At 46.7% G+C, this 16910-nt stretch carries 9 protein-coding genes; all 9 read left to right on the top strand.

Annotated elements, in window-relative coordinates; translation table 11 throughout:
* The first annotated feature begins 7 nt into the window (after positions 1-7).
* The 9 genes from BBR47_RS03610 (at position 8) to BBR47_RS03570 (ending at position 16910) form a co-directional block, all read left to right on the top strand.
* Positions 8-619, top strand: a complete 612-nt coding sequence (locus BBR47_RS03610; protein WP_012684386.1) for an S-layer homology domain-containing protein — start codon at positions 8-10, stop codon at positions 617-619.
* Positions 620-667: 48 nt separating this feature from the next.
* Entirely contained in the window at positions 668-2083 is a 1416-nt protein-coding gene (locus tag BBR47_RS03605; protein WP_012684385.1) for a hypothetical protein, read from the top strand.
* An 11-nt stretch (positions 2084-2094) separates the two neighbouring features.
* On the top strand, positions 2095-5130 hold the full coding sequence (locus tag BBR47_RS03600) for a M23 family metallopeptidase (RefSeq protein WP_012684384.1): 3036 nt from the start codon (positions 2095-2097) through the stop codon (positions 5128-5130).
* A complete protein-coding gene (locus BBR47_RS03595) occupies positions 5130-5549 on the top strand; it encodes a hypothetical protein (protein WP_012684383.1) in 420 nt (139 codons plus the stop codon). The genes BBR47_RS03600 and BBR47_RS03595 overlap by 1 nt, the downstream gene beginning before the upstream one ends.
* Before the next feature lie 6 nt (positions 5550-5555).
* Complete coding sequence (locus BBR47_RS03590) at positions 5556-5975, top strand: hypothetical protein (RefSeq protein ID WP_012684382.1); 420 nt, start codon at positions 5556-5558, stop codon at positions 5973-5975.
* Between the two features lie 13 nt (positions 5976-5988).
* Positions 5989-7797, top strand: coding sequence for a hypothetical protein (locus BBR47_RS03585; RefSeq protein WP_012684381.1), 1809 nt, complete (start codon positions 5989-5991; stop codon positions 7795-7797).
* A gap of 14 nt (positions 7798-7811) precedes the next feature.
* Positions 7812-8900: a hypothetical protein gene (locus tag BBR47_RS03580; RefSeq protein ID WP_012684380.1), complete on the top strand. Its 1089-nt coding sequence runs from the start codon at positions 7812-7814 to the stop codon at positions 8898-8900.
* Positions 8901-8982: 82 nt separating this feature from the next.
* Entirely contained in the window at positions 8983-12240 is a 3258-nt protein-coding gene (locus BBR47_RS03575; RefSeq protein ID WP_012684379.1) for a family 16 glycoside hydrolase, read from the top strand.
* Positions 12241-12251: 11 nt separating this feature from the next.
* On the top strand, positions 12252-16910 hold the full coding sequence (locus BBR47_RS03570) for a hypothetical protein (RefSeq protein WP_155801069.1): 4659 nt from the start codon (positions 12252-12254) through the stop codon (positions 16908-16910).

Raw genomic sequence — 16910 nt, 5'->3', positions numbered from 1 at the left:
TACAGAAATGACCCAACAATACGCCTTTGGCACTGCCAATCAGCGCTACAAAAAAAAGCTGTTCCTTGATACTGGCTTTGAGTTTATCGAAGTAAACGCCCGTCTCATCGAGCCGTATTCTCCGCCAAGCCCCCAGCCTTCCTTGCGCGAAATCAAAATCATCAACGCACCCTCGCACATCCACCACTCCGGTTTTAGCAGCTACCAGTGTTCATTGACCTTGCTTTTTCCAGACAAGGAATCGTATAACGAGTACTTGAGCTACGCAGGCTGGACCCACAAGTTTTACGATGAAAAGGGAAGCATTTTTCTCGGAAGCGCAGAATCTATTACCCCCCAAGTCCTTGAGGCAGGACGGCGCTACAGCGTAAACGTCGATCTGATTCTCATCAAAAAAGACTCAATTGAACGCGAATCACGCTTTCAGTTTCAAGATATTGAAGGGCATTGGGCACAGAAAAACATTGAGGAAATGGCCGATCTCGGGCTAATCACGGTCATTACCCGAGACGGGAAGCCCATCATTTACTTCCGCCCCAATGATTTCGTGACACGCGCCGAATTTATTGCTTTTTTGAATCGGACAAGGCGGCTGGTAGAACGGATGATTCGGGAATAGCTGAGGCTGTTCCGGGTTTCTGTCTACTCTATATAGGAGGTGATGAAAATGATCAGCTGGGCTGATGTGAATGAAAAAGACTGGTTTTTTAATGAAGTAATGGAGGCCAGCAATTATTTGATGGCTGACGGAGAACCGTTTATTCAAGGAATTGCTTATGGCTCCTTTGAAAGCAATGCTCCTTACTTGCATGAGGAGTACAAGGGCTCCACCGGACAAAAAGTATTTACGCTCGCAGCCAAATTGACACCGGGTGCAGACAACCCCCTCTTTGTCTATATTGACGGCACGCAAACCCTTTTCAAAGAAATTCGGCCGAATCAAACAGACCCGAACAAAACGGACGTCGAGCTGTATTACGCACCATCTGCCAACTCGGTTGTCGCTTTTTCCAGCTTCGGCAAGCCTGCCTTGGACCGTTTTGGCAAACCGATTCCCCCCAACTCCTCTTCCTTTGCTTACCCGAACAAACGCCTCGATAACGGAGGCACGTATTTCTACAATCCGTTTAGCCGCCAATTCAACGAGTATTTGTACGCATATGGTCGCTCCTTGAAGCGAATGGATGTGCCAGAAGAGGAATGGAAATCGACACCTGCCCAAGAACTCGCCAAAAAATATATCGGACTCAAGCAAGACGTCTACATGGTCAGTCCTGCTCCGGGTGCAACGATTTATCTTCCCTACAATCTAAACGGCGTACAGGTGCGCTTCATCTACAACAGCTACGAAAACGGCGCTCTGTTTATGCGAGGCGGGTATTTTTCGGTAAAAAGTCCTGGCGTATGGCGAAACGATCGCTTCTTTCCCAATGCCTACATCAATCGGGCAGAGGCTTTTCTGCTCATTGACCGGCTTCGGCGCTCTTTTTACCAACGCTTTACGGATTCACAACCTCCCACTCAGCGGCTGGATGAATCCCATACGGCATACGAGGGGCAACGTGTTTTTCGTCTAAACGGTACCTATCCTGCGGGTAAAAAGCTGCTTGTCGTCAAAGTGGATGGAAAAGTGGTCAACAGTTCCGATTATCAAGAATTTGATGATCATACGGTACTGTTTAACATGCCGCTTGAGGCGGGAAAAAACCTTCATTTCCTCTATGTCAAAGAGACGAGCACCCGCTTTGAAGATGTCGGGCGCGAAAAATATATGTACAACAGCAACACCGGGGAAAAAATTGCGCTAAACGGCGGGATGACAGGCAGCAAGCCTTCATGGTGGGCACCATCCGTCCTTTCTATGGAAGACGAGCGATTTGGCAACGGTGATTACCTGGTCGAAGGGATTGCGATCAACAATTTCGCCGATGGAGCCGCTGTCGTTAACCATATGTACGAGGTATCGTCATCCAACGCGGAAGAGAAAGAAAAATGGTTTATGCCTTACTCGCTGCTCACCCGGGCACAGGCCGTCTCTTTTTTGAATCGCTTTCGAAAATGGTCCCTGGAACGGTTTAAATAGGAGGTGCTTTCATGCAAACGATGTCCAATGAGCTGCGCAGAATTCTCTCCGAAAGACTCAAACTCGGAGAATTATCGAAGCCCGCGTGCCGCGTCGAGATAGATCGACTCATCTTCGTGCCGGGCCGTACCGAAGAACTCGATTTCATTATGAGTGATCGGCGGGAAGAGAAAACATTGACCCGCACCATCATTCAAGATAGTTCAAAAGAGGGCGGAACTGCTCTATCCAAGATTTCTTTTGTCTTTCCTGTCGAGGGCAAAAGCACCCGAGATATTACAGCCTATATGGGCGACAACCGCAACCACAAAGGGATTGATATCGCTTGTCCGGTCGGTACGCCCATCAAAGCTGCCTGGGCTGGCAAAGTAAAAAAAGTGACCGTGTCTGAAAAATATACGAGCTTTGGCTTTCGCGTAGAAATTCAGCATGCGGATGGCATCTGGACCCGTTACGCCCATATGAGCGAAATCCACGTCAAAACCGGGGATTATGTCACGCAAGGCACTATTATCGGAAAAAGCGGCAATACAGGAGACGTCCGCTCTGCCGGCGTTACGAACATGGGCACCTATGACGATCCCAATTCCCCCCGCTCAAAAGGAAGAGGCGCTCATCTGCACTTTGAAGTCTGGAACGGACAAGCCGTCATTGATCCTTTTCCTTATATGAATGGCTCGAAGTATCTGTTCGCTGCCTCTTCGAATAACGGCGCAGGAGTCACAACCGATGTCACCTTTGTTGGAACGCCAGGAGCAACTCTTTTTGACGAACGCTTTACCAATAATACGTGGCACACAAAATCTGTCTACAAAGTAGACGAGCTGGCCAAAAAGCTATCCATGATCGAGAGAAGCTCGACGGAGCATAGCAACCTCACCTTTACTTTTGATCCCAAAGGGTACAAGACTCTCTTCCCCTCCCCTACCGTTACGACAGGTATGAATCTCAAGCTGACCTCCGCTCACCCCGGCATTTTCAGCATGGGGTTCTCCACCAACTTCGGTGAAGGTGCCGGCGAGCTGCGCGTTTTTTTCAATGGAAAAATGCAAATCAAGGTCAACAAATTCTCTGGGACAGAAAACGTAGAGATTCGTGATATCCCCTTTCCCAATGGCGAAATGGAAATCCGTATCGAGCTGTTTTGGAATGGAAAACAAGTCAATCGCTTTTCCCTCCAGTACATTCAGATCAAGGAATTGCAAGGGCGACCCGATCTGTACGGGAACAAAGACAAAGTCGATCCGACGATACAGCAGGAGTTTTTTGAGGAACGGGAAATTACGAGCACCTTCATGCCTGGTCAGCCGCGAAAAGTATCGCTCCAGGTCGGAAAGTTCGTCTATATGGACACCCTTACTCTGGACAATATTAACCACATCGAAATGGACGACCAGTTTGAAATGGATTCACGTGAGGCACGGATCACGATTTCAAACCCGGGCGGCTACTACAGCCCGGACTATAATCCGTTTTACTTTCCCGAAACCTACAAGGAAACCCCTTGGTCTTATTTTGTGAATGGATTCCATGTTGGCGTTCTCTCCGAAAATACTCCTGTCCGGATCTACATGGGTTATGGTCTGAATTTGATGCGGGTGTTTACTGGTCTGATCGACAAGCTCGATTTGAATGGCGAGGAATCGACCATGACCATTTACTGCCGCGATATGTACAAGAAGATCATGAACAAGGTCATTACCGAGGACAAGCAATATCCCCCAGATGTCGGACATTCTGCTGCACATGATACCAATGTTTTTTCCTCGATGACTCGTCGGGACAAAATCATCTCGATGGCCAAAAAGCAGGCCAAACAGCAGGGCCCAGAGCTCGATTATAAATTTCTGCTAGCCATCGCCGAGCATGAGACAAAAATGGGGACGCTCGGGAAAGGGCTGCCTCCAGGAGACTTCATTCTCGGATATGGATGCTACACCGGTGAAAAATGCGATCCGCAATACCAAGGAATCGAACGACAGCTCTATCGCGGAGCCGTTCGCTATCGGGAAGCCATGGCGAGCAAAGGCTGGCGCTTCCAATCTGTCGACGACGTCAAATATTTTTGGCAAGGAGGAGACAAAGGAGCTTACCAATGGGCAAGCGATACGAATTGGTATAACAGTGTGTGGCAAATCTATCAAAAGTTCCGTTCCAGCACGGAGTTTGATCAAATCCCCGAGTGGGAGGGTACTGCACCTGTCCCAACCGAACCAACCGCTAAAGCCGCCTACCTCAAATCCGCTATCGTACAAGACTTGATCGCCCATGCAGGAATGTATAGTTGGCGCAGCAATCCGCAAGACATTTACTACCCCTATGCCATTGTACAAGAGACGAGCTATACCCACGCGACGCAAGCGACAGGCAAGGTTTTCAAGGCTGTACCGGATAAAGAAGGCGAATTCGTAGAAGTCGATGCCGAATCCATTTTGACCCCAAAAGGTTGGAAAAATCCTTTTATTGAGCCGCCAGGACGCAAATTCGAATCGTATCAATACAAAGTGGGAGAAGCCATCGCGGAAATCATGAAAGATACAGAATTCCGTTCCTATTGTGACCGTTACGGTACGTATCGCTTGGAAGAGATTGATATGAATCGGCCGATTGTAGCTACTTATACGGAGCACGACAATTTGATCACGATTCATAAGACGATCGATTTCTCCCGTGGCAGGAGCCATCTTGTCATTTTGGACGAAGAAAATAAGGCTGGTCATTTCGTAGATACCGAGATTTTGATGGAGCTAAAAGGCGAGGTCCGCACAGGCGTTAGGCACGTTCCTTCTGCGAAGACAGACGAATTGAAGCGACTGGCCGCGCGACGAACATTTTTTGATATAAAACGCTTGTGCCGTACGCTGCAAATTTCCATCCCCGGTAACCCTGCCTTGGATGTCCTCGATCGTATTTACATTATCGACTCCAATACAACCACCCGCGAAGCGTATACCATCAAAGGAATCCGCTCGATGTTCGATGCGCAGAACGGCTATATGCAAATCCTCGATTTATTTTGGAGCAACAACGAGGGGGCGATTGTGTAATGGCCGGGATTGCGAATGATTATTTGATTTATCCAATCCTCGATCTGATCCGCGATGAAGTCCACCGTACCAAGACAGTAACAGCAGACCCGTTCGTCGAGGAACCCTCCGTACGTCTAATCCGGGAGCATCCCCTCGATCCGGAAAAGGTCACGGGTGCAAAGCTATTCTACGAGTCTGGCTATATGCTGGATATTTCCCTCACATTTGGCTCTGCAGACACGACCACCTTCCCGCTTGAGGTCGATCAGCTCCATCCAGACTGGGAGTACTATTCTCTATGGCGATTAACCTCGGTTACCGCTGCGGGCTACGCACCTGATGGAAAAACGGTAGGATCTTATCTGATCCGTCTACTCTATGATACGAGGGGCCTCTTAACTGGCACCGATGTCCTTCGTATAGAGAAAGAGAGGTGAGTACAAGTGGGCTTCTCCGTTGTTTATTCGGGCGGGGGCGTGATCGACAAGGTACGAGAGCTCCCCTACCCGCACTTTTCCAAATTTACTGAGCCCTTCATTCGCGGACGCATGATTGATGTGACTGCGTCCAAGCAAGTCTTTTCCGATACCTATGCCCTTCCCTACCCGACAGAATTTTTATCCGTGGCGTTTGCCACCAATAATTACTGCGTCGGCGATTACTGGGAGCTGAGTCTGGACGGCGTGAAGGTCTGTGAAACGATTTATACCAAAGAGCTACCGGAGTCCGTCTCGATGGGTAACAGCTTTGGGATCGTCTATCCGCTAAAGCCAAATGCGCAGATCCGCTTTGACTTCCACAACATTTCAGGTACGGAAAAGAAAGTTTGGTACAATGTGAAATTTTTACGCAAGAAACTGTAAAGGAGGCGTATGGATGCCTAGTAAACAAGTAGCTTGGATCGAGGGCGAGGTCACAGCCGATTTGCTCATCAACAAGCTGGCTGATGAAATCGTCAATGCCAAAATCCCGGATACGAAGAACCGCTGGGAAAAGGTGTTCGAGGTTAATGAAGATAAGTGGGTTACGTTTAAGAAGACGATTGTTGCCGATACGCAAGGGACTTACAAGCATACGGATGGGAAGACTTATCCGGTTTATAAGTTACCAGATTTGCGGGAATTGAGATCCTCGTACAATGATATTCCGCTCGTTGATGAAGACGGATATGTCTATGAAACTCTCGGCACTAGCAACACGAAATCTGGTAAAAAAATTCAGGTAAAAGAATTTGTCTACAAAGATACTGAAGGTAACGATATTACCCTTTCTGTACCAGGGCTACCGGTGGTTAATATCGATGATCTTGATCCTTCAAACACCGTCGGTAAGAAAGCCTATGTACTACTTCAAGGTAAATACGAGCTTGATGGGGTTACTTTTACACCCGGTGTCGAATGGAACGAGTACAAGATCATTACACAAATGCCTTCCGATTGGAATGACCTACTTTCAAAAGCTAAATGGACTACCTATTATTCGGGAGGTTACACCACTTACGTTAGTGCCCAACTATACAAATTCGGAATGGTCAAATACATTGCCAACCCCGTCCATCACTACGACCGCACTGTCGTCCTAAAAGCCGTTCCAGACGTACCTACAGGCCAAACGCCTAACGACTACTTTGTCATGCTAAAACATCCCATCCAGCAATACAACTACTTGGATGTGTCCTACGGCAAAGGCTTCACAGGCAAAAATCCGGTTGGAAACTCTGCCGATACGTACCTGCTTGCCTGCGATATGAGCACAGTTATTCCCGGTAAAGTACCTGTCGTCCTCGACCAAAAACAAGCCGAGCTTCAATACAACAAATGGAACAATCCTGACGACACCGAGAAATACACTCCGCCTCACGAAGCATGGGCACTCGATTACGACGACAAGGTCGAAATCAAAAGCCCTTCCTCCCACTTTTTCTACGGCGCCGACTCTATCGTCTCTTGGGTACCGAACAAGAAGCGTCGCCCAGATTATTGGGTTGAATACAACCTATCCGTCAGTAATGATCGTGTAGCAATCGTAATTGAGGGCGACCCTTCGCCTGATATGGATGCCTACTACAGCAGCTTTGCTTATATCGGAAAAACGATTCCTTTTGCTGACTATGACCACAAAGGCAATTTTGGCATCACAGTCGGCATGGGTGATTTGACAAAAGAAAAATCAAGCTTCCTTCCTGCCGACATCAAGCAGGACACCAATCCTAACTATTCGGGCTGGGGACGCTATACCTCCAACGGCATGTACTCCTTCTCCATGCTGCAAACCCGAAGCTCCGTCTACTTCCAGGCGTACTACCCTGCCTTCATTACCCAGCTCCCCAAATACGATGGAGTGGGCACTCTCCCTCCTGAGCTCTCCAAAATGGTACTCGAAGCAAACGGCTTCCAAAGCTCGAAATGGACGAAGAAATATCATGCATCACCGATCTATCTGGTACACCAGTTCGAAGGCTATCGCGGCTACCTCGACAGTGTCGTAGCAATCGAGGACCATAATCTGATCAACAAGGACGAGCTCGTCGTCGATACCGAGGAACCAAAAGATCCGAAGAACCCTGCTGCCGGAACTTGGACAGAGGTATACAAGTTCTTCCGAATCAATACCCCTGTTAATTTCTTCAAGTACTCCCCTAACCCTACCGATTGCACCATCGCCATCTTAAAAGAAGTATATTAAAGGAGGATTTTCACATGGCCAATTTTAAATACATTGAAAAAATCACCACTTCTAAAGAGCTCCTGGATACGATTAAATCTGAAATCGAACAACTTACTAACTATACCTTTAACCCAGCTGCCGGAGAGACACAAGAAAAATCAACCTGGACAGTTATGACAGATCTCACCAAAAAAGATTCCGCTTCTGGCAAAACCTCCGAGCTTGTCCTGAAGGGCATCTCCAAAATTAACACTGAGACCAAAGAGTTTTATGTAAAATTCGTCAATCCAGGCTTCACAAACCCGAAGGAACATAGCTCCTTGACGGTACAAGTATTGACAGACTACAATGCCACAGCCAAAACCTTCGCAACAGAAGGACATCCAGTCAATTTCGAATGGGCCGACGAGAAATTCGTCGTGAATGGCAAACCGACAGATCGTACGATTGATAAACCTGTCTACCTGTACATGAACGTGATGAACAACCGCCTTTCTCTGGTTGCCGTTGGCGATCCGGCTGTTCACTTTGAAGATTATCGCAAGAGCTTCCTGTACGTAGGAGCACTTAAGCCGTTCAAGTACAACATGGATGATGTGGTTGGAAACATCATGCTGACGGCTGGAGCTGTCTCTACAGAGCCTACTGCTCCAATCGCCCCACACGATTATGGTCAATACACCTCTTTTGGTAACAACACCTTGCAAATGCTGGCGACAAAATCGGGCATTCGCTTCCAAAAACACTACCCTGCCTTCATTACCCAAGCTCCACAGCCGGGCAAAGCATATTCCGATAGCAAGCTCGGCGATACCGGTCTTCTTCTAGAGCCCCAAGGCTTTAACGCATCTGCTTGGACACGCCGTTACCATTTGAGCCCGATTTATGTCGTACACGGATATGATGGATACCGCGGCAGCTTGGATGCATGCATTGCTGTTTCGAAAAACAACATTCTCCACTTGGATGAATTGATCATTGATGTCGATCCAAGCGACACGACCAAGAAACACAAGCAGGAAGTGTACCGCTATTTCGACCACAATACCGAACAGAATTTCATGAACTACTCCGCCAACGTAAAAATGGGGGTCGCTTTCCTGAAGGAAGTTCGCTACTAAAAGAAGTCCCTCTAAAACCGTATAGCTAGCAAAAGGGGGAAAACTAGAACGCATCTCTGGTGTTCCCCCTTCTTTTTGGGAGGTGAACCATTTGACCGGGATTTCTTCTCTAGCAGCCTATCAATTCAGACTTGCAGATCACTACGCTTCTATTCGCAACTATATCGGAAAAGTAACTTTCACGACTTCGCCCTCCCGTAAGTATTCCTTCGTCTATATTCCCTACGGACAAAGTGCCAGTATGGTCATGCTGGATTATTTGCTCGCGAATCGGAAATCGTTTGCCGCTGACCTTCAAGACTCCTTGCAGGATATGATCCGGAATGATACTAGCATGGCCAATCCCATGGAGCTGGTCGTGGTATCCGATCGCTCGCCGCTGAAAGAGAGCTTGCTCCAAGACGAGACCTTGGATGCTGACCGAACCATTAAGCAACCGCTACAAGTCATTCGTCGTGTTCATTTCTCAGATCGGATTAAAGCAGCAGGAATGGCAAAGCTCAACCCTGCCCAAATGTCCGTACGCGTGAATAAGGATGAGCTGCATATTGATTTACCGCCAGCATCGGCAAGTCGTTCCATATCGTCAGAAGCTGTCGTCAGGAAAGAACAACCTGGAGCAATACGAACCGAGCGTTTCGCCGGAAAAAAGATAGACGAGTGGTTCACGGGAGAGCGTGCTTCCACGTTCAATTTATTCGTCAACACCGAAAGAAGCTTGGCTGAGCGAAAGTTTTGGGCTTCTCTCTTTGTACAGATGGAAGGAGAATACGCAACCAGATCGATCACTCATCACCTATCTATTGAGAACCGCCTACCTCTTTCCAACCGCAACAACAGACATACCATGTTTACGGATTGGTCTTACTCCATTGGCGAGCGACATACTTCCTTCCAAATGACCCGACACTTCGTGCAAGCCTTCCACAGAATGAAAACAAAGCCGACGAAAGTGCTTCGCGACATGGACTGGGCTTACCTCAAAGCCCGTCAGTATGACGCCTTGCTGCACTTCCTTCAACGTGCAAGCAGGATCGCTACGCAAGATTTAACGATCCATTGGGCTTCTACAGGTTTTCGAACCATGCTCCAAGATGTTTCCCTTTTACAGAATCGCGACTGGGGCTATCGAGATTTCACGCGTCTTCTCTCCCTCGATTCCTTTTCACCAACAGCCTTCCGACCATACCAAAATGACTTATTCATCAATCGCTCTCGACTCCATGCTACTCGTCCCTATCAATCCTCAGGCACACTCATCACGGAATATGCTCTTGGTAATCGGGACGTAGTTTCAGAGCTCGCTATTTTCCTATCACAGATTACGGGAACCCGAACGATTCAAACAGATGCATCGCTCATGACCTATCTGGAACAAAGCTCCCGACACAACAGTCACCTCTTGTTTGTTCCCAATCCCATCAATGATTCTCTTCGAGAGAAAACCAATCCGCTCTGGATTCCCCAGCACTTCGAACTCGGAAAGAAAGATCTTTCTCGTCCCACTTCAATCATCAAGGATGACCTTCGCGCAGATCGCAAGCTCGTACATGCTGCTCATCTTTGGGAAAAGGAACGCGCCATCGATCTTAGTGGGGGCAAAGCACCTAAGCCATCCTTTTATCAGGATGAGGATGACATTTTCGCCAATCTGGAAAATGTACGCCCAAGTCTCCTGACAGAAGAAATGGTCTTCGCAACCATCTTGCGCTTACTGCCCGCTCATCTTTTGGAAGACATCCTTGGTTCCAAAGAATTTCCTTCCCACCTGATGGACGACATGATTTTTGCCTCGCGCCTGACAGACGGCCAAAGCATTCTGGAAGCACTCATGGAATGGGCGCTGACCAACAAAACTTTCGATGCTTACGTGGATGAAGAATTTTTAGAGGGTGTGCGGACACGGGTTCAGGCATTGATCGAATCTGAGGTCATTTTCAGTAAAGCGTTGCAAGACAGGGCCGGCATTCTTTCCTTTGAGACATGGGAGTCCACCCGCCAGAATGAGATTCTCTCGCATCTGGAGGAAGATGGGGTTGTAGGAAAACGGGAAGTATTGCTCTCTTCCACGGTTGAAGGGGTCGAAATCACCAGTCAAATGGAGGCAGCCCCTTCATCCCTTACAGAAGCACTGGTCGGCGAAGATGTATTCCGTCCAGCCGAGCTGCAAATTGAGAATCCTTTTGGTTACATGGAACCCGATCCGTCCTTTTTGTTCGACGAGCATACAGCCCGCAAATCCGCTCACGCCAGCGACCTTGACGAGTTGCCGGTCACCGCACTGTTGCGCAGCAGAATCACGGAATTGTGCAGCGGCTATCTCTTCGCTACCTCCCCGCATGAACGAGCCAGTTACCTCGTCGATTTATACGATGTGGCAGAAAAAGGCGCGCGTGATGGAGAACTGCAAGACGACGAATGGCGAAAGTATGCCAAGCTCGCACTGGAACAAACGGTATTGCATGAGCAACTGATTGCCTATCAGCCGGAAGCAGCAGCTCATTTAATCGAATCCATCCTCAGTTACAAGCTACCAGATCAAGCTGTTATCAACGCAGATTGGGTCGCCTCCAACCAAGAGCGTGCTACCTCGCTGCTCACCCAAGTCATGGGTAAAAAAGAACTCGCAGATGCTGTCATCCTGGAATACTTGGCTGGCCAATTGGATCATAGAAAAGGTCATATCGAGAAACCATTACTTTCTGTTCGCGACTACAAGAAAGCATGGGCAGATCGTATAGAAGAAATAGGACAAGGTTTGGTCTACGACTACTCCAACGATGTTCTCGAAGCTGAGCATGATCCCGAGCATTGGTCAGGTGGTTTTTCTGTTCCAGAAGCATACGATCCCCACGATCCATTCAATGCATACTATCCATGGACGACGGATATGAATGCACTCGCGATGGGGCAAGATAACTGGACCCGTTTTGGCTCGGGCACTTGGGAGCATAATCGCGACCAAGGCACTTTTACCCACCCAAAAGGCTCCAGTGGCATGAGTGGCTTCATTCGAAATGACTTCACCTATACAGACTATCAGTTTGAGGTCGATTTCAAAGTAGATGAACCCGCAGATGGAGACAGCGCTGGTATCGTGTTCAAATATCACAACGACCAGAACTACTGGATGTTCGTCGTCAGTGACGGAAGCGCAAGCGGTATGCCGCGACCCATGCAGCTTTTTAAGGTAGAGAATGGCAGATCAACCATGTACTCTACCCCGATGAACCCGTTTGCCTGGGAAAAAGAGAAATGGTACACGCTGCGTGTTTGGGTTACGGGTAACCGCATCCGCGTCTGGGTAGATCATAACCTGCAATACGATTTTACGGATTAGAGGTGATCATTTTGGGTCATACGTTTGGCATTTTTTCTAAATCAGTGGGCAACGTCACATTCGGAAAAATGCGCTCCTCATTGGTAGAGGGCGCATTCCACCCGAATCATCCGGACAATCCGGACAGCCCCAATCGTCCTCGTGCAGAGGACCGCTATGCCGGGTATCAGAATCCGCTACTAGGTGATCCAGGCAAAGGTCAGATCGGTCGTTGGCAGACGGTCAATCTCGACTCTCTCGAAAGCGTGATCGATCAGATGATTGAGCAATTCGTCCGGGACAAAATTTGGTACGCCAAGGTTCGCTGCCGCGAAGCGCTGTGGAACATGTATCGTCGCCTGGAATGGTGGGTCAACCAGCAAATCGATCCGCAAAAAAACGACTACCAGCGTACCTTGCTCATGGTACGCGATTGCATTTACAAAATCCTGAAAAACGCCGAGCAGCCGGATGGAACCCATCAAAATGTTTCGCTGCCAGTTTGTCCAGCTCCTTATTATCATCACTTCAGCGGTTACTATCTCAATCATTACGATGCCATCGATAAAGAAGTCCCGACCTTTGATATGCGGACTCTCCCGCTGTCAGATAAGTTTCACGGCTTGTTCCGCTATGTCTCCTCTACCGAGGATCAGGAATGGAAGATGGTTCACTCTGTCGGCTCCAATGAGATGGCGGGGAACGAAAATATCATGAAGCTGGATGTGACTACGCTCAAGCATGGTAATTCCAGCAAAGTGACTTTTCAGTGGCGCTTTAAAAAGCAAGGTTTTATTCGTTTTAAGTACATGGCTAGCACTGCTCCTGGCGATGGGTTGCTGTTTTTTATTAACAACAATCAGGTTGGCGGGGAATGGAATCAGAACAACAGCTGGCAGGAAGCAAAGTTTCACGTCAAGCCGGGGCAGACGTACAAGTTTGATTGGTTTGTGCGGCGGATGAGTGATCGGCGGTTTGGGCAGAATGCCGTTTATGTTAAAGATGTGGAGTGCGTTGAAGTGGTGCAGAGCTTGGATGAGCAGACGCCGCCGGATGTGGATACGTTGGGGGATGCGGCTTATCACATTCCTGGGTGGGAATGGATTACGTTTTCAGATAAGAGTATTATGACCACCTATTTTTCAGGAATTAACGATACGCTTTCAAGGAAAGTCCAAAGAGTCATCGATGCAGAGTGCGCTGGAGACTTTAGTTTTCAATACGAAATGGGTGTGGATAATCCGCCATATACGGATGAATCTTCATTATTTTTCGATGAAGAATTTGATTCTCGTACTCAGTCCGGAGAAGGGGTACGAGGAAGTACCGCAGTCTCTCACCATGGATGGCAGTGGTTATTGGATGGACGATCATCTACCACACAAGAAAATTCAGCAGTCATTTCTTATGATGTTGAAATTGGTGACAACTGTTCCGTTAATTTAACGGGGGATGTCCAACTTATCTGTCCTCCGCTCGAGATTGATCACTACGAAGAACGAATTACCAATGTTACTGATCCGATAAACTTTTCCTTCACAGGAGAAAATCGCTGGGAATGGGAGACGATCCGTGGACTTGGCAGCGGAATTTATATGAAGGACCCGATCGTTTCAGGAAATGGAGATGCCACCTATACTTTTGACCTGGAGGCTGATGGGTGGATTGAGTTTAGCTTTACCACTGGTTTACGTGATACAGAAAGACTCCTCGTCATCATCAATGATGTACAGGAACTAGAAGCAACAGGAGATGAATGGGAGAAAAACGTACAGCTACCATTAGTAAAAGGCCGTAATACTGTTATTTTTCGAATTCAAGATGACCTGACTGAAGAGCCCCTTGAAGAAACCTATCCTGGCGAATTCTCTTATCGCTCGTCAAGCGGCAAACATAAAACACCAATGGGCAGCTACATTGATGTAGACCGAGAATGGAAAACAGACAAAAACTCTAGTTACACAAAAGAGGATCGTGCAGAGAATATTTACGACATCTTCCTGAATCCTGGTTCCTCCTTTGAATTTTCGGAAGAACTGGAACTAAAAAGTCTCGTTGATGAATCGAAGGAAGACGAGTATGAAGTGATATTCTCTGAAAACTTCAATGATCGAGATAAATACGCACGTGAAATTCGTGTTGATGACAATTGGGAATGGGAAGATATCGTTACTCGTTATCATGGGGAAGGTCACGGAGGAGACGGTGTACTCAAGGTTGAGAATAAAGACGGTACCAAGAACCGCCTTTATGTTGAGAATATAGCTTTGCATGAACCTGGGTTCGTAAAGTTTGAATATGGCGGTTCCTTTTCAAAATATGAGAATCTCAGCCTATATAGTAACAATCGGTTAATTTGGTCTGAAAACAAAAGCACCAGTGATCCTCTTGGTCATACGGTAGTAGTTCCACTTAACCGAGGAAAACAAACGTTAAAGTGGGTCTTTGAGGATTACGATGAAGTTGAAGTTGAAGACCCTAATTCTGGTTACAAGCCTCCAACGAAACCCGCTCCTTCTACAGGTGGGGAGCAATGCTATCCGGCTGGAACATACACTCATCCAGCTATATACGGACCTGGATCTAAGCCACCTCATAAGTCACATCTGAAATTTGACTGGGGCTATCAATATGATCTTTCAGAACCTGTTAAAGTATACTATGATGCTTCCGGTTCTGTCCCCATTGCTCATGGCACTTATAGAGATGATTTTACAATTAGACGATTTATAGATAATTCATCCATCACAAAAGCGATATATTCAGAACAATTGGAGATATATTCCGGTAAAGGCTTCGATGTTCCTAATGCATTCGATGTGCCTGTTGAATGGATATTCCGCCCTATTCCTGACGCTTCTAACAAGACACCGATACACTATGAAAATACCTATGTTTTAACGTCTGAACAGGTTACAAATAACAGCTATCCATCTGTTTATTGGTATGCTGTCTTTGATAGTGTAGGTAATGAACGTTTAACAGTTGGGTTCGACTATCAATACTATTGTTATGAAATAGATAATCGACAAGGAAATAAAAATGGGAGACAAGTCTCTACACTAAGAATTGCTAGTAACGCAGCAGTGGCAGAATACAAGCGTGAAACCAATTCTCACATATACGCAACACGTAGAGGTATTAGATGGAGTACCCCATCAATCCCTCGCACAGGTAATATAATGATGAATGTAGGGAAACTACAGAATCCCTATAAAATAAGAGATTGGAGCAGTTCAAAACCCCACAGCTCCCAAGAATTTTACTGTAACAAACCAGGCACCTACTGCATCGCCTTTGAATTTCAATCTTTTTTAGGAAAGAGTTCAAAGGTTGGCAAAGATAAAATTCCATATTATATCGCAATCCGTAATCTCAAACTCCAATCCAATAAACAGCGTAAATTTAGTAATGACTTTGATAACACACAAGTCCAATTAACAGTAACTGATTTATCCAATCGTACAATTATTGATAGCGCGCTCCTAACTACAGAAGGTAAAGGATGGGTAGAAAAATCAATAAAGTATGAACTTCCTCTAAACTCACACTATCGAATTGATTACACGTTATTAAAAGGATTAAGTCATAGAGGAGGAAAGGATGACAACGGTGGTTGCTTTCTATTAAAAAATGGAACCGTTCAAGAAATTTGGAAAAGTTATTGTAAAGATAAACTTGGTTCTATTTATCCAAAAGACAACTCACCATATGAACCTAATCTCCCCCCTCCCACTAAAGTAATCATACCCGACGACTCCTGGTGTTGGATCGATACAATCGAAATCAGACAAAGTAAAAGATCAAAACCATGCCGTGATGCCTATGTCCGCGTAAGAGTTTACGACGAAGACAACGGCACCATCATATCAGAAGAGAAATACTCGGATTTTGATGATGTACAAACAATCAAAGCTGCCATTACCAATGATTCTGACGAAGGGAAAAATTATTCTATCCGAATCAAGTTCTATACCGATTGCGATGCCGAAGCGAGATTGAGCAATGGAGAGTATACCTTCCACGACAAGCTCCCCCTCCCTAAATCATCAGCGTTTGTCTACAATTTCAAAACAACAGCCAACGTCCCAATATGGATGGGCGGATGCAACGGCAGCAATATTCAGGTAAACATCTATGATCAAACAGGCAACAAACTTCAAAACACTACCGTTAATCTCTCCGGAAACTACGACTTTACCCTCGAAAACCTATCCAATCCTAACGTTACCAAAGTACGTGTTGAAATTACTACAGAGCAAAAAGGCGAAATAAGCGAGTGGACTGGCAAAAGCTATTTGACTACGTTCAAGCTACGAAATTTCAAAGCAACGGAAAACTGGACAATTGTCCCCTCTCCTTTTAATAGCCAATTGGACTTTTTCATTGATGGCGTTCTTCGAGGTAGCTATACAAATGCCGGTGGAACTCCTGTGTTTCAAGTAGATAGAGGAAGACATACTTTCACCTGGGTATTTACAGCAAAAGGTACAACAGAGGTCTGGGATTATTGTAATATCGACTACATCAAACTAACCAACTGGATCTGCGACAAGGTCCTTGTCACCCCCTACTGCGATCCCGGCAGCGGAGACAAATGCGTCGAAGCACTGATCAAATGCTTGCTCGCGATCTGGAAACAACGCCCTGAGGCATGTGTGATTGGCAAACGAATATGGCTATTTACGTAA

Source organism: Brevibacillus brevis NBRC 100599, assembly GCF_000010165.1.
Taxonomy (GTDB): domain Bacteria; phylum Bacillota; class Bacilli; order Brevibacillales; family Brevibacillaceae; genus Brevibacillus; species Brevibacillus brevis_D.
Note: the sequence above shows the minus strand (reverse complement) of the source record. Positions and strands in the feature narration are given on the sequence as shown.

Excerpts from the sequence above, each read along its gene's own strand:
- BBR47_RS03610 (WP_012684386.1), top strand. The coding sequence starts at position 8 with ATGACCCAACAATACGCCTTTGGCACTGCCAATCAGCGCTACAAAAAA.
- BBR47_RS03605 (WP_012684385.1), top strand. The coding sequence starts at position 668 with ATGATCAGCTGGGCTGATGTGAATGAAAAAGACTGGTTTTTTAATGAA.
- BBR47_RS03600 (WP_012684384.1), top strand. The coding sequence starts at position 2,095 with ATGCAAACGATGTCCAATGAGCTGCGCAGAATTCTCTCCGAAAGACTC.
- BBR47_RS03595 (WP_012684383.1), top strand. The coding sequence starts at position 5,130 with ATGGCCGGGATTGCGAATGATTATTTGATTTATCCAATCCTCGATCTG.
- BBR47_RS03585 (WP_012684381.1), top strand. The coding sequence starts at position 5,989 with ATGCCTAGTAAACAAGTAGCTTGGATCGAGGGCGAGGTCACAGCCGAT.
- BBR47_RS03580 (WP_012684380.1), top strand. The coding sequence starts at position 7,812 with ATGGCCAATTTTAAATACATTGAAAAAATCACCACTTCTAAAGAGCTC.